Raw genomic sequence first — 13,307 nt, forward strand, 5'->3', positions numbered from 1 at the left:
GATGCCACTGCACCCCCAGGTCGAGGCGTTGCTGACGCAGATGGCCGAACAGGGGATGCCGTCCCCGGAGAGCATGACGGTCGACCAGAACCGGGCGCTGATCGGCGAGCTCGCCGACCTGGCCGGGGAACCCGAGGAGCTCGCACGGGTCACCGACACCACCGCGCCCGGCCCGGGCGGCGACATCCCGATCCGCGTCTACGTCCCGCACGGTCCCGGCGAGGAGCAGGCACCGTTGCCCACGCTGGTCTACTACCACGGCGGTGGCTGGGTGATCGGCGACATCGACAGCCACGACGCCGTCTGCCGGGCGCTGGCGAACCGGTCCGGGGCGGTCGTCGCGTCGGTGCACTACCGGCTCGCCCCGGAGCACCGGTTCCCGGCGGCGGTCGACGACGCCTACGCCGCCGCGGTCTGGGCGGCGGAGAAGATCGGTGACTTCGGTGGCGACGGCAGCCGGCTGGCCGTCGGCGGGGACAGCGCCGGCGGCAACCTCGCGGCCGTCGTCGCCCAGCTCGCCCGCACCCGGGGTGGCCCGGACCTGCGGTTCCAGCTGCTGGTCTACCCGGCCGTCGACCGGCACGACGACAGCCCCTCGATGCGGGAGAACGCGCTCGGCCCGCTGCTGAGCCGGGGCTGGATGGAGTGGTTCTACGGCTGGTACCAGGCCGGTCCGGACGACGGCCTGGACCCGCGGATGTCCCCGGCCCGTACCGAGGACCTCTCCGGGCTGCCCCCGGCCATGGTGATCACCGCCGAGTTCGATCCGCTGCGCGACCAGGGCGCGGCCTACGCCGGACGGCTCACCGAGGCCGGGGTCGCGACCGAGCACGTGCCGTGCGACGGCATGATCCACGGCTTCTTCCAGATGGTCGGGGCACTCGACCCGGCCCGGGAGACCCTGGACCGGGCCGCCGCCGCGGTGCGCACCGCGCTGGTGTAGTGGCTTGTGAGTGGTTATCGCGGTCAGAGCCGCGATAACCACTCACGGGCGTCGAGAGGTGAAGGGATGCGTTACCTGCTGCTCGGGCCGCTCGAGGCCCGGGACGGCGAGCGCAGGCTGGTCCTGCCCTCCGGCAAGGTCGCGGACCTGTTGGCGGTCCTGCTGGTGCACGTCGGCCAGGTCGTGCCGCGGGACCGGCTGGTCGACCTGCTGTGGAACGGGGCCCCGCCGCGGACCGCCGGTGCGCAGCTGCACAGCCTGATCTCCCAGCTGCGCCGCGCGCTCGGCACCGATGCCGCCATGCTGGTCACCCGCCCGTCCGGGTACCTCCTCGACGTCGACCCGGCCGACGTCGACGTCGGGAGGTTCACCGAGCTGTCCCGGGAGGGACGGGCCCAGCTCGCCGCGGGGCAGGCCGGCGCGGCGGCCGACACACTGCGGGCGGCCCTGGCGCTGTGGCGCGGGTCGCCGCTGGCCGGGACCGGTGCGGCCGAGCTGGTCCGGACCGTCGTGCCGGGGTGGGAGGAGGACCGGCTCGCCGTCCTGGAGGACCGGGTCGACGCCGACCTCGCGTCGGGCCGGCACGGCGACCTCGTCGCCGAGCTCGATGCCGAGGTCGCCGGGCACCCGCTCCGTGAACGGTTGCGCGGCCAGCTGATGCTGGCGCTGTACCGGTCCGGCCGGCGGGCCGACGCGCTGGCGGTCTACGCCCGTGGCCGCCGGGTGCTGGCCGAGGAGCTGGGGCTCGATCCCGGCCCGGCGCTGCAGGACCTGCACGGCGCGATGCTCACCGACGACCCCGGTCTGTCGCCGGCGCCCGCCGAGGCCCCGGTGGGCGTTCCCGCGGTGCCCGCTCAGCTGCCCGCGGACATCGCGGACTTCACCGGCCGGGCCAAACAGGTCGACCGGATCCGCGACCTGATCGTCGACCGGCTCGACACCTCACCCGCCGTCGTGGTCGCGGCGATCGCGGGCAAGGCCGGGGTGGGCAAGACGACGCTGGCCGTGCACGTGGCCCACCAGCTGCGGAGCCGGTTCCCGGACGGGCAGCTCTACGTCGACCTCCGCGGCGCCGAGGCCGACCCGCGCGACCCCGCCGACGTGCTCGCCCAGTTCGTGCGCGCGCTGAGCGCCCGGGGGGCGACCGTCCCGGAACAGCTCGACGAGCGGGCCGCGCTCTACCGCAGCCTGGTGGCCGGGCGGCGGCTGCTGCTGGTGCTGGACAACGCCGCCGCGGAGTCCCAGGTCCGTCCGCTGCTGCCCGGGGACGCCGGCTGCGCGGTGCTGGTGACCAGCCGTACGCCGCTGAGCGGTCTGGCCGGCGCGGTCCGGGTCGACCTCGACGTGCTCGAGCCCGACCAGTCGCTGCAGCTGCTGTCCCGGCTGGTCTCCCCGGAGCGGGTCGACGGCGAGCCGCAGGCCGCCGAGCAGATCGTGCGCTGGTGCGGCCGGCTGCCGCTGGCGATCCGGGTGGTCGGGGCCCGTCTGGCGACCCGGCCGCACTGGACGCTGGCCCGGATGGCCGAGCTGCTCTCCGACGAGCACCGCCGGCTCGACGAGCTCGCGGTCGGGGACCTCGAGGTGCGGGCGAGCCTCGCGCTGAGCTGTGCCGGGCTGGACCCGGCCGCCCGGCGGGCGTTCCGGCTGCTCGGGGTGCTGGACGTCCCCGACTTCGCGCCGTGGGTGGTCGCCGCGCTGCTGGACGTCCCGCGTGAGCGGGCGGACCAGCTGATCGAGCAGCTGCTCGACGCGCAGCTGCTCGAGCTCGCCGGGCCGGTCGGCGGGGAGCAGGCGCGCTACCGGTTCCACGACCTGATCCGGGTCTACGCCCGGGAGGTTGCCGCCGCCGAGGAGCCCGCCCGGGAGCGCACCGACGCGCTGGCGCGGGCCGTCGGCGGCTGGCTCACCCTGGCCGAACGGGCCGGCCGCAGGCTGCCCTCGCCCGAGCTCGGCGGCGGTGTCGCGTCCACACCGGCCTGGCGACCGGACCCCGACACCGTCGCGGCCGCGCTCGACGAGCCCCTGCGGTGGTTCGAATCCGAGATCACGGCGCTGCTCGCGGTCGCGGAGCAGGCCTGCGCCTCGGGGCTCGACGCGCTCGGCTGCCGGTTCGACACCGCACTGGCCCCGATCTCGGTGCTGCGCGCCTACTACGACGACTGGCGGCGGATCTCCGAGCTCGCCGTGGCCGCGGCCCGGCGGGCCGGCGACCACTGGGCCGAGGCACACGCCCTGCGCGGGCTCGGCGAGCTGGCCCGCATCCAGGACCGGGCCGGCGAGGCACTGGTCCTCCTGGAGGAGGCCCGGGACAGCTTCGGCGCGACCGGCGACCGGCAGGGCCGGGCACTCGCCGCGTCCGGCATCGCGGCGGTGTACCGCGACACCGGCCGCCTCGACGACGCCGCGGCGTTGCTGGACGAGGCGCTGGCCGTGCTGCGGGCCGTGGACGACCGGCGGAGCGAGGTCTGGACGCTGCGCCGGTTGGCCGGGGTGCACCGCCTGCACGGGCAGTTCGGACCCGCGCGGCGCTGCCTGCGCGAGGCGCTCGCCGCGGCGACCGAGCTGGGGGACCCGCTCGCCGAGGCCGCCGTGCGTGAGGGCCTCGGCGTCGGCTACACGCGGATCGGACGCGCGGAGGAGGCCCGGGTGGAGCTGGACACCGCGCTGGAGCTGTTCCGGCGTCACCGGTACCACTACGGGGAGGCCCGGGCGCTGGGAAGCCTCGGTGAGCTGTACCGGGTGGAGGGCAGGCTGGACGCGGCGGCCGAGTGCCAGAACCAGGCGCTGCGGCTGTGGACGGAGTTGCGCCTGCCGTGGTGGCGGGGCCGGACCCGGCGCCGGCTCGGTGACGTGCACGCCGCGGCCGGGGACGACCGGCGGGCCCGCACCGAGTGGCGGGCGGCCCGGCAGCTGTTCGACGGCGTCGGCGCCCGGGAGGCCGCGGAGCTGGACGTGCTGCTGAGCGGCCCCCGCGAGGCGGGCATAGCCGAGCCGTAGCCGTCCGGTAGCCGGGTGCGGGAACGTGTACGGGTACCGCGAATCCAGGCCCCGGGGGGAGCCGACGATGAGCACGTCCACCGCACCGATCCGACCCGCGCGAACCACGCCGCCCACCGACCTGCACTGCCGACCCACGGACCTGCCGTGCCGGGCCACCGGCGACGATCTGTGGTTCGCCGAGTCGCCCGACGACGTCGAACGCGCCAAGGCGCTGTGCCGGACGTGTCCGGCCCGTGGTGCCTGCCTCGCCTCGGCGCTGCACCGTCGTGAACCGTGGGGGGTGTGGGGAGGCGAGATCTTCCAGCGCGGTGTCGTGGTGAGCCGCAAGCGTCCGCGGGGCCGTCCCCGCAAGGGTGACGCGGCCGAGCCGCGCCCCGTGCCGGTCGCCACCACACCCGGTGCGGGGCTCGACGTCGCCGTGTGACCGGGCCCCGCTCCGCGCCCGGGGTGCGCAGCTCGGCTCGGGTGTCGGGCCGGCTCCGCACCGCGCCGCACCCGCTCCGAGGGGCACCCTCGTAGCGCCGAGCGCCCCGAGGGTCCCCCCGGGGCGGCCGGCCCGGGCCGCTCCGGGGGCCGCGAGGGTGCCCCCGGGAGCACGGGTGCCGCGAGGGTGCCCCCGGGAGCACGGGTGCCGCGAGGATGCCCCGAGAGCACGGGTGCCGTGAGGGTGCCCCCGGGAGCACAGGTGCCGCGAGGGTGCCCCTGGTAGCGCCGGGCGCCGCGGGGGTGCCCCTCGGAGCGCACAGGGCCGGTGCCGCGAGGGTGCCCCCGGGAGCACGGATGCCGCGAGGGTGCCCCTGGTAGCGCTGGGCGCCCCGAGGGTGCCCCTCGGGGCGCCGGGCCAGGGCACCCGAGGGAGGCTCGGACGCCGTGGGGGAGCGAGCGCAGCTCACACGTCGGCGGCCCGCTTCTCGGCGAAGCGTCGCCAGGCCGCCCAGGCCAGGCCCGCGACCAGCAGCAGGTACAGCACGACCGTGATCGGCGAGGACACCAGTACGGCCGGGTCGTTCCCCGAGTTGCCCATGGCGTCCCGCAGCGAGTACTCGGCGAGCGGCCCGAGGATCACCGCGATCAGCACCGGTGCGACGGGGATGTCGTAGAGCCGCATCGCCAGCCCCAGCACGCCGATCACCAGCATGATCACCAGGTCGACGGTGCTCGCCCCGGCGGCATACACGCCGAACGCCGCGAACACGCCGATGCCCGCGTACAAGTAGGACTTCGGCACCCGCAGCAGCTGCGCCCACAGTGGAGCGAACGGCAGGTTCAGGATCAGCAGCACGACCATCGCCAGGAAGAACCCGGCGAGCAGTGCCCACACGATGTCCCCGGAGCGCTCCAGCAGCAGCGGTCCGGGCTGCAGGCCGTACTGCTGGAAGGCCGCGAGCAGGATCGCCGCTGTGGCCGACGTCGGCAGGCCCAGCGCGAGCAGCGCGCCCATCGCGGTCCCGGCCGTCGCGTTGCCCGCGGCCTCGGGCCCCGCCACGCCCTGGATGGATCCGCGACCGAACATCGGGGTCGTCCGGCGCCGGTCGAGCCGGCGCTCGGTGCCGTAGGCGAGGAACGTCGGGACCTCGGCGCCACCGGCGGGGATGACGCCGAACGGCAGCCCGTAGCCGGTACCGCGCAGCCAGGCGGGCAGCGCCGCCCGGAACTCCGCGCGCGAGAGCCACGGCCGCCCGGTCGGCAGCACCGTGTCCTGCTCGGTGCTCCGGCCGACCTTCGCGGCCTGGTGGAACACCTCGCCCAGGGCCAGCAACGACACGGTGATGACGACGATCGAGACCCCGTCGAGCAGGGCCGGGAACCCGAAGGAGAACCGCGGCGTCCCCGACGGCTGGTCGATCCCGATCAGTGCCAGCACCAGCCCGATCGCGAGCGCGGCGAGCCCGCGGATCGCCGAGTCGGCCACCACCGCGGAGATCGCGATGAACGCGAACACCGCCAGCGCGAAGAACTCGGCGGGCCCGAACCCGGTGGCGAGCTCGGCGAGGGTCGGCGCGAAGAACACCACCAGCAACGAGGCGACCATGCCGCCGATGAAGGCGCCGATCGCGGCCGTCGCCAGCGCCTGGGCCGCCTTGCCGCGCTGGGCCATCCGGTAGCCCTCGAACGAGCTCGCGATGGCCGTCGAGTTGCCCGGGGTGTTCATCAGGATGCCGGCGATCGAGTCACCGAACAGCCCGCCGAAGTAGATGCCGGTGAACATGATCAGCGCGTTGGTCGGGTCCAGCACGAACGTCAGCGGCAGCAGCAGCGCCACCGCCATCGCCGAGCCGAGGCCCGGGAGCACGCCGACGGCCGTGCCCAGCAGCGCGCCCACGAACACGAACAGCAGCGCCGACGGGCTCAGGATGTCGGCGAACCCGCCGAGCAGGTTGGTCAGTTGCTCCATCAGAACCCCCCGACGAAACCGGCGGGCAGGGAGATCCCGAGCAGCCCGCTGAACACGACCTGGATCGCCGAGGCCAGCGCGAGCCCGGCGAGCACGACCGGGAACCAACGCCGGTTGCCGAGCGCGGCGGCGAGCGCGGTGAACAGCCCGGTCGCCGCCAGGATCCAGCCCAGCCACGGCAGGACGACGATGAACGCCGCCACGCCGCCGACGGCGGTGAGGACCGCGGCCGAGTTCACCGCGTCGGGCGCGTCCGCAACCGCGTCCCCGGACGCCTCGCTGCCGGACCCCGCGCCGTCGGGCCCCACGCCGTCGGGCCCCACGCCGTCGGGGGAGCCCGGGTCGACGCCGGTGTGCCCGGTGGCGGCTGCCGCGTCGTCGGCCCCGCCGGCAGCGGCACCGCCCGCCGGGACCGCCGCCGGTACGGCACCGGCCGCCACGCCGTCGTACTCCGGCCGCGGTCGCAGGATGTCGAAGGTCAGCCCCGCGGCGACGACGAAGCACAGCACGGCGACGATCCACGGCATCGTCGTCGGGCCGAACAGCCCGCCGTCGCCGACGACCTCCATCGTCAGCGTGCCGTAGAGCAGGAAGATCCCCAGCGCGACGAGGATCGCGGGGACGACCAGTGCGCCCCTCGACAGATGTGCCGGACGGGTCCTCATGCCAGCCCCAGCTCCTTCAGAAGGTCGTCGATGCGGCGCTGCTCGGCGACGAGGAACCGGTCGAACTCCTCGCCGTAGGCCTCGCTGCGCACCCAGCGGTTGCGCTCGATGGCCTCGCTCCACGACTCGGTGCCGACCAGCTCGCGGGCGATCTGCTCCAGCTCGGCGCGCTCCTCGGGGGTGATCCCGGCCGGCGCGACGAGCCCGCGCCAGTTCACGAGATCGACCTCGGGCAGGCCCAGCTCGGTCATCGTCGGGGCGTCGACGCCCTCCAGGCGCTCCGGGGCGACGACGCCGAGCACCCGCAGCTGCCCGGCCTCGACGAGGTCGCGGAAGTCGTTGTAGCCGGAGATCCCGACGCCGACCGTGCCGGACGCGGTGGACAGCAGGCTCAACGTGAGCTCGCCGCCCCCGGGGTGCGGTGTGTAGACCATGTCCGGCACCGGCACGTCGCGGGCCCGGGCGAGCTGCGCGGCGACCATGTGGTCGATGCCGCCCGCCGAGCCGCCACCGACCGGCAGCCCGGCCGGGTCCGCCCGCCACGCGGTGAGGAAGTCCTCCAGGGTGCGGAACGGCGAGTCCGCCGGTACCGCGATCACCTCGAAGTCCTCGGCGAGCCGAGCGATCGGCGTCGTGTCCTCCAGGCTCAGCTCGCTGCCCGCCTGGCTGATCCCGCCGAGCATGACGGTGCCGGTGACCATCATCGTGGTCTCCTCACCGGCCAGCCCGGCCAGCTGGTTGAGGCCGATCGTGCCGCCCGCACCGGGGATGTTGACCACCTGCACGGTGTTGACGACGTTGCCGGTGCGCATTGCCTGCTGCGCCTCGCGGGCGACGAGGTCCCAGCCGCCGCCCGCCGCCGCGGGCGCGATCATGGTGAGGTTGGAGCGTGCCGCCTGCCCCTCCCCGGACCGGGCGGCGTCGGCGAATGCGGTCACCGCGAGGGCGGCGACCAGAACGATTCCGAGGGCTGCGATGACCTGCCGTCGTGGCATGGGCGCAGACGTTGGCACACGCGCGATGCGCGGCCAATGTCGCAATGCGGAAACACTACGACCTCTGTGAACACAATGAACTCTTCTCCGATTCGACCGGTTCCGTGTCTAGGGTCGGCGCCGTCCGCACGCGCGTGATGGGGAGCGACATGACGATCTGTGTGGCCTACGGCCCGACGCCCGAGGGTGCCGCCGCGCTGGAGCTCGCGGTCCGCGAGTCCCGGCTGCGGGGCGCGCCGCTGGTCGCGCTGGCGACGGAGCGGCAGGAGAGGTTCGACGCCGACGCCCACGAGGCCGGCACGGTGCGTGCGGATCTCGAGTCGCGGCTCGCGGAGCTGCGGGCCGAGGGCGACCCGGCTGCCGACGTCCACGTGATCGACGACGGCGGCGACCCCGCCGAGGCGATCCTGGATCTCGCGGCGGCGGAGGAGGCGGAGCTGCTCGTCGTCGGCGTGAAGCGGCGCAGTCCGGTAGGCAAGCTGCTCACCGGCTCCACCGCGCAGCGGATCATCCTGGAGTCGCCGATCCCGGTACTGGTCACCCACGCCGCCCGGTAGCCCCCGTCTTTTCCCCAGGTCAGGTGGCCCTTACCGGATGTCGACTGTGTCACGAACCGCGTGGTGGCGGGCCGTTCCGGGCATACCGGTTCCGGCGCCGGCGTTGTTCCGTGTGTAGGCGGGAGACCCCCGCCGGCGCAGTTCCCGGACCGACACCGAAGGAGCCGAGACACCATGGCCACCCCGATCACCAGCCCGCTCGACGACGGTGCCACCGACATCACCGGTCGCGTCCTGCAGGAGACCCTCGTCGACCTCGTCGACCTGTCCCTGGTCGCCAAGCAGGCGCACTGGAACCTGGTGGGCAAGCAGTTCCGCGACGTCCACCTGCACCTCGACGAGCTCGTCGATCTCGCGCGTGAGCACTCCGACAACGTCGCCGAGCGCGCCGCCGCCATCGGCGTCGCCCCGGACGGCCGGTCGAGGACCGTCGGCCGCGACACCGGCCTGCCGGAGTACCCGGAGGGCTACGTGTCCGACGCCGACACGGTGCTGACCGTGTCCGCCACAGTGGACATCACCGTCGACCGGCTCCGTCCGCGGATCGAGCAGGCCGGCAAGGCCGACCCGCTGACCGAGGACCTGCTCATCGAGCTCGGTCGTGCCCTGGAGGAGGCCCGCTGGATGTGGCAGGCCCAGGCCGCGGGGTTCCGCGACCAGGCCTGACCCTCCTCCCTCGGGACGGGCGTGTCCACCACCGCGCCCGTCGCCGGCGATGCGCCCCGGACACCCACCGGTGTCCGGGGCGTCGTCGTCTGCAGGGCAGGCGGATCGACGGGTCAGCGGATGGCGGCCGCGGTGCCCGCGGCCACGCTCGCCCGCCAGATCGCCATCGCCGACCACAACACGAAGACCTGGACCGGGAGCTGGAGCGCGTCCGGCAGCTGGGCGGCGTACGACGGCCGCAGCGCTCCCGTCCGCCAGACCCGGCCGGCCTCGTTGACCGCGTCCGCAGTGGTCAGCAGCGCGAAGCGGCGGCCGACGCCCGAGCCGGCGAGCCGGTAGGTCAGGTCGCCGACCTCCACGTTCCAGTGCGGACGCGACAGTGGACCGTCCGGATGGTCCACGGTGCGCAGGATGTGGGCGCGGACCTCGCCCTCGAGCGCAAACCGGGCGATGCCCTCCGAACGCAGCGCGTACGGGTGGCCGTCGATCACCAGGTCGCGGTGCTGCTGCCAGGTTCGCGCGGTCCAGCCGGTCACCGGGCGGCCGTTCCGGTTCACCTCGTAGCGCACCTGGAACAGCCCGGCCCGGGTGGACGTGGCACGCAGCATGGGGCAAGCCTGCCACCGGCGGTCCCGCTGCGGGAGTCCTCCGGTGTCGTCCGGGAATGCGGTTCGTGCCGGGGTCGTTGGCAACGCTACGTAGCCGTTCGACCCGAGGAGCGCTGTGCCCGCCCGCTTCCGCCTGACGCCACCGGTCGCCTTCGCCGTGGTCGCGGCGACGTTCGTCTGGTTCCTCGCCGCGTCGTCGGCGCCGTCCCCGCTCTACGTCGTCTACCAGGAGCGGTTCGACTTCACCGAGTTCACCCTCACTGCGGTCTTCGCGGTGTACGTGCTGGCGCTTATCGCGGCACTGCTCGTCGTGGGCGCGTTGTCCGACCACATCGGACGACGGCCGGTGATCCTCGCCGCGATCGGCCTCGAGATCGTCGCGCTGGTGCTGTTCCTGGTCGCCGGCGGGGTCGGCTGGCTGCTCGCCGCCCGGATCGTCCAGGGCGTGGCGACGGGAGCCGCGACGGCGACCCTGCCCGCGACGCTCGTCGACCTCGCCACGAAGCCGGGGCGCGCGGGGCTCGTCAACGGGACCGCGCCGCTCACCGGCCTGGGGCTCGGGGGTCTGGCGTGCGGGGCGCTGGTGGAGTTCGCGCCCGCCCCGACCCGGCTGGTCTGGGTGCTGCTGCTCGGTGGCCTGCTGGTCGCCGCGCTGCTGGTCGCGCTGATCCCCGAGACGATCGAGCGCCGGCCGGGCGCGCTGGCGTCGCTGCGTCCCCGGGTGGGCGTGCCACCGCGGCTGCGCGCCGGGTTCTCCGCCGTGGTGCCCACGCTGCTGGCGAGCTGGTCGCTGAGCGGGCTCTACCTGTCGCTGGGGCCGTCGGTCGTGACCGAGGTGTTCGGGGTCCGTGACCACCTGGTCGGTGGCCTGGTCGTGGCGGTGCTGTGCCTGACCGGCGCCGTAACGGGTTTCCTGCTGCGCGGGCGTCCGCCGGTCCGGGTGCTCGCCCCGTCCGCGGCAGTGCTCGCGTTCGGCACCCTGGTCACCCTGGCCGGGGTGCTGAGCGGGCTGCTGCTGGTGGCCACGGTCGGCACGGTCGTGGCCGGCGTCGGCTTCGGCGCGGCGGCGTTCGCGACCTTCGGGACGCTGTCGACGCTCGCCGAGCCGCACGAGCGCGGCGAGCTCTTCGCGGCGACCTACACGCTGTCGTACCTGGCGTTCAGCGTGCCCGCGATGATCGCCGGGCTGGCCGCGACGGTCGCCGGGCTGCGTCCGACCGCACTCGTCTACGGCGGGACGATCGTCGCGGTCGGCGTCGTCGCGACCGTGCTGGGACGCCGGGTGGCGGCCCCGACCGGCCCGGAACCCGTCCCCGCAGGTTCCCCTACCACGTGAGCACCGATTCGACTGTCCGTCGGAGCTGCGCTACTCCGTCCGGCGTCGATCGCACGTGACCGACCGTTCGTCGCGGCGATGGCGGGGAGTGCGTCCCAGCGGTTGAGCGGGGCGCGGCGGACGTGCTTACCGTGTCCGCCGCTTTCCGGGCACCCCCGAGAAATCCGCCCGGGAGGCGACGGACCCGCTCCCCGACGCACGGAGAAGCGAACATGGCAGGACGGCACCGCAAGCCCACTGACACCGGCCGCACGGTCGCCCGGATCGGCGTGCTCACCGCGATGGCGGCAGCACCGCTGGGGATCGTCGGCACCGCCTCGGCGGCCGCGTCGGCCCCCTCGGTCGAGAAGACGTCCACATGGGACCAGCTCGCCCAGTGCGAGAGCACCGGGAACTGGAGCGCCGACACCGGGAACGGTTACCTGGGCGGGCTTCAGTTCACCGAGTCGACCTGGCAGGAGTTCGGCGGCACGCAGCACGCGTCGAGCCCCGACCAGGCGTCGAAGTCGCAGCAGATCGCGGTCGCCAAGAAGGTCCAGGAGCAGCAGGGCTGGAAGGCCTGGCCGTCCTGCACCAAGGAGCTCGGCTGGCGCTGAGGCGTCACCGGACGCGTGCCCGCGTCGCCCGGGTGCGCCCCGGTCGCCGGTCGTGCCCCGCGACCGCCCGACCGGTGCTGCTCCGAGGGGCCACCCTCGGGGCCCCTGGCGGCACGAGGGTGCCCCTCGCGGCTGCGCAGGGCGGCGTACCGGAGCACACTCGCGAAGCATGACTGCCGATCTCGACGCCGTCCGGCGCATCGTGGCCGAGGACAGCGGACTGTGCACCGTCGCCGTCGTACGGCCCGACGGGCGGCCGCACACCTCGCTGGTGAACGCGGGGGTCCTCGACCATCCGGTCAGCGGCTCGCCCGTCGCCGCCTACGTCACCTACGGGCCCGTGAAGCTGGAGGCGTTGCGCGCGCGACCCGCGACGTCGCTGCACTGGCGCTCGGGGTGGAAGTGGGTCGCGGTCGAGGGATCGTCGGAGATCATCGGGCCGGACGACCCACGGGACGGCGTCGACGTCCCGCAGCTGCTGCGCGACGTGTTCACCGCCTGCGGCGGGACGCACGACGACTGGGTGGCGTACGACCGCGTGATGGCCGAGCAGCGCCGGGCGGCGGTGCTGGTGACGCCGGTGCGGGTGGTCGGGAACTACTGACCCTGCTGCACGCGGAGGTTCTCCAGCATTTGCGCGGCGACCGTGTGGAGCTGCTCGCAGGTGGCCTCGACGGTGCGCCGGTCCGCTTCCGCGGCCAGTGGGCTGACCTGGAGCTGGGCCCGGAGCGAGGCGTCGTCGGCGACGTCGAGGACGACCTGGCAGAACGGGAGACCGGTGCCCTGAGCCGGCGGTGAGCTCTGGACGGCCCCGAAGCCGGCGACGGTAACAAGGGTCGAGGTCGGATCGGCACCGATGGCCGCACCCGCGTCGAGTTCCAGCGTCTGGAAGGTGTAGCCGACGCCGTCAGTGCTCGGCCAGGTGCAGGCACGCGATGTTCCGCCCTGGGCGAGGCTCTCCGATCCGTGCTGGAGTGACAGCCGCTCTCGCTGTTCCGCGTCGAGTCCGCTGCAGGGCTCGACCCGCGTCACGTCGATGGTGTAAGGGCGCGGCGGGAACGGGTCGGCAGGATCGGTCGCGACCTCGCCACACGCGGCGAGTACGAGTGCGATCACAAAACTTGGTGCGAGCAGCGCTGTGCGCTTCAAGCGCTCGACACCAGCGTCGTGAAGGTGCTCTCGATGATCGAGTCCGCGTAGCCGTATCGGTGCGCGGCCTGCCTCAACGCTTCCACCGCTGCCCGGAGCTCTTCGACATGTCGCCAGTGCACCTCGAGGATTTGGTCGATCTTGCGCTGGAAGAGCTGTTGTGCATCGAGCGATACCGGATCTCTGCCGCAGCTGCCGACGACCAGATCGGGAGCCCGGGTGTAGAGCTCTCGTGAGATGTCGTCCGCCTGCTTGCGCAGCTGAGCGGCGACCTGCAGGACGTTGTCGACGTTGACCTGCGCGACCAGGTCGGCGATCGAGCGTTGCTGCTCCGGGCTCAGCGGCACGGAGCGAGAGTAGGCGACGGGCGGCCCGGGGGAGCCGACTTCGGAGAATC

The 13,307-nt window shown here is 74.1% G+C and carries 14 protein-coding genes; 8 read left to right on the forward strand and 6 right to left on the reverse strand.

The window, feature by feature from the left end; all coding sequences use genetic code 11:
• Nucleotide 1: 1 nt before the first annotated feature.
• The 3 genes from BM093_RS05845 to BM093_RS05855 all read left to right on the forward strand — a co-directional run bounded on the left by BM093_RS05845 (nt 2) and on the right by BM093_RS05855 (nt 4,367).
• On the forward strand, nt 2–943 hold the full coding sequence (locus BM093_RS05845) for an alpha/beta hydrolase (protein ID WP_093338344.1): 942 nt from the start codon (nt 2–4) through the stop codon (nt 941–943).
• A gap of 66 nt (nt 944–1,009) precedes the next feature.
• Nucleotides 1,010–3,940, forward strand: a complete 2,931-nt coding sequence (locus BM093_RS05850) for an AfsR/SARP family transcriptional regulator (protein ID WP_093338347.1) — start codon at nt 1,010–1,012, stop codon at nt 3,938–3,940.
• Between the two features lie 67 nt (nt 3,941–4,007).
• The gene (locus BM093_RS05855) at nt 4,008–4,367 is read left to right on the forward strand and encodes a WhiB family transcriptional regulator (protein ID WP_093338349.1); all 360 of its coding nucleotides are present in this window, start codon (nt 4,008–4,010) and stop codon (nt 4,365–4,367) included.
• Between the two features lie 465 nt (nt 4,368–4,832).
• Here BM093_RS05855 and BM093_RS05860 read toward each other — a convergent pair whose 3' ends face one another.
• Genes BM093_RS05860 through BM093_RS05870 form a run of 3 tightly spaced genes read right to left on the reverse strand, consistent with a single transcriptional unit; the run spans nt 4,833 to nt 7,998 of the window.
• Nucleotides 4,833–6,338 (reverse strand): tripartite tricarboxylate transporter permease, encoded by a 1,506-nt coding sequence (locus BM093_RS05860; RefSeq protein ID WP_093338352.1) that lies wholly within the window; start codon nt 6,336–6,338, stop codon nt 4,833–4,835.
• On the reverse strand, nt 6,338–7,003 hold the full coding sequence (locus BM093_RS05865; RefSeq protein WP_093338355.1) for a tripartite tricarboxylate transporter TctB family protein: 666 nt from the start codon (nt 7,001–7,003) through the stop codon (nt 6,338–6,340). The genes BM093_RS05860 and BM093_RS05865 overlap by 1 nt, the downstream gene beginning before the upstream one ends.
• Nucleotides 7,000–7,998, reverse strand: coding sequence for a Bug family tripartite tricarboxylate transporter substrate binding protein (locus tag BM093_RS05870; RefSeq protein ID WP_093338357.1), 999 nt, complete (start codon nt 7,996–7,998; stop codon nt 7,000–7,002). The genes BM093_RS05865 and BM093_RS05870 overlap by 4 nt, the downstream gene beginning before the upstream one ends.
• Before the next feature lie 149 nt (nt 7,999–8,147).
• Between BM093_RS05870 and BM093_RS05875 the strand changes: the two genes are divergently transcribed.
• Together BM093_RS05875 and BM093_RS05880 are read left to right on the forward strand one after the other, a co-directional pair.
• Nucleotides 8,148–8,555, forward strand: coding sequence for a universal stress protein (locus BM093_RS05875; protein WP_093338693.1), 408 nt, complete (start codon nt 8,148–8,150; stop codon nt 8,553–8,555).
• 174 nt (nt 8,556–8,729) lie between these two features.
• Nucleotides 8,730–9,221 (forward strand): Dps family protein, encoded by a 492-nt coding sequence (locus BM093_RS05880; protein ID WP_093338359.1) that lies wholly within the window; start codon nt 8,730–8,732, stop codon nt 9,219–9,221.
• Between the two features lie 113 nt (nt 9,222–9,334).
• On the opposite strand, the gene BM093_RS05885 is transcribed toward BM093_RS05880, so the two are convergent.
• The gene (locus BM093_RS05885; protein ID WP_093338362.1) at nt 9,335–9,829 is read right to left on the reverse strand and encodes a hypothetical protein; all 495 of its coding nucleotides are present in this window, start codon (nt 9,827–9,829) and stop codon (nt 9,335–9,337) included.
• A gap of 115 nt (nt 9,830–9,944) precedes the next feature.
• Here BM093_RS05885 and BM093_RS05890 point away from each other — a divergent pair, with 115 nt between their 5' ends.
• The 3 genes from BM093_RS05890 (at nt 9,945) to BM093_RS05900 (ending at nt 12,365) form a co-directional block, all read left to right on the forward strand.
• On the forward strand, nt 9,945–11,165 hold the full coding sequence (locus tag BM093_RS05890; RefSeq protein ID WP_093338366.1) for an MFS transporter: 1,221 nt from the start codon (nt 9,945–9,947) through the stop codon (nt 11,163–11,165).
• 212 nt (nt 11,166–11,377) lie between these two features.
• The gene (locus BM093_RS05895; RefSeq protein ID WP_093338369.1) at nt 11,378–11,761 is read left to right on the forward strand and encodes a transglycosylase family protein; all 384 of its coding nucleotides are present in this window, start codon (nt 11,378–11,380) and stop codon (nt 11,759–11,761) included.
• Between the two features lie 169 nt (nt 11,762–11,930).
• Entirely contained in the window at nt 11,931–12,365 is a 435-nt protein-coding gene (locus BM093_RS05900; RefSeq protein ID WP_093338372.1) for a pyridoxamine 5'-phosphate oxidase family protein, read from the forward strand.
• Here the strand turns inward: BM093_RS05900 and BM093_RS05905 are convergent.
• Nucleotides 12,359–12,910: a DUF3558 family protein gene (locus BM093_RS05905; RefSeq protein ID WP_177238289.1), complete on the reverse strand. Its 552-nt coding sequence runs from the start codon at nt 12,908–12,910 to the stop codon at nt 12,359–12,361. The genes BM093_RS05900 and BM093_RS05905 overlap by 7 nt on opposite strands.
• Nucleotides 12,907–13,257: a PE domain-containing protein gene (locus tag BM093_RS05910; protein ID WP_093338375.1), complete on the reverse strand. Its 351-nt coding sequence runs from the start codon at nt 13,255–13,257 to the stop codon at nt 12,907–12,909. The genes BM093_RS05905 and BM093_RS05910 overlap by 4 nt, the downstream gene beginning before the upstream one ends.
• Between the last annotated feature and the right edge of the window lie 50 nt (nt 13,258–13,307).

Origin of the sequence: Pseudonocardia ammonioxydans (assembly GCF_900115005.1) — a bacterium.
Lineage (GTDB): Bacteria > Actinomycetota > Actinomycetes > Mycobacteriales > Pseudonocardiaceae > Pseudonocardia > Pseudonocardia ammonioxydans.

Coding starts and splice junctions, on each gene's coding strand:
- BM093_RS05845 (WP_093338344.1), top strand. CDS start 2: ATGCCACTGCACCCCCAGGTCGAGGCGTTGCTGACGCAGATGGCCGAA.
- BM093_RS05850 (WP_093338347.1), top strand. CDS start 1,010: ATGCGTTACCTGCTGCTCGGGCCGCTCGAGGCCCGGGACGGCGAGCGC.
- BM093_RS05855 (WP_093338349.1), top strand. CDS start 4,008: ATGAGCACGTCCACCGCACCGATCCGACCCGCGCGAACCACGCCGCCC.
- BM093_RS05860 (WP_093338352.1), bottom strand. CDS start 6,338: ATGGAGCAACTGACCAACCTGCTCGGCGGGTTCGCCGACATCCTGAGC.
- BM093_RS05865 (WP_093338355.1), bottom strand. CDS start 7,003: ATGAGGACCCGTCCGGCACATCTGTCGAGGGGCGCACTGGTCGTCCCC.
- BM093_RS05870 (WP_093338357.1), bottom strand. CDS start 7,998: ATGCCACGACGGCAGGTCATCGCAGCCCTCGGAATCGTTCTGGTCGCC.
- BM093_RS05875 (WP_093338693.1), top strand. CDS start 8,148: ATGACGATCTGTGTGGCCTACGGCCCGACGCCCGAGGGTGCCGCCGCG.
- BM093_RS05880 (WP_093338359.1), top strand. CDS start 8,730: ATGGCCACCCCGATCACCAGCCCGCTCGACGACGGTGCCACCGACATC.
- BM093_RS05885 (WP_093338362.1), bottom strand. CDS start 9,829: ATGCTGCGTGCCACGTCCACCCGGGCCGGGCTGTTCCAGGTGCGCTAC.
- BM093_RS05895 (WP_093338369.1), top strand. CDS start 11,378: ATGGCAGGACGGCACCGCAAGCCCACTGACACCGGCCGCACGGTCGCC.
- BM093_RS05900 (WP_093338372.1), top strand. CDS start 11,931: ATGACTGCCGATCTCGACGCCGTCCGGCGCATCGTGGCCGAGGACAGC.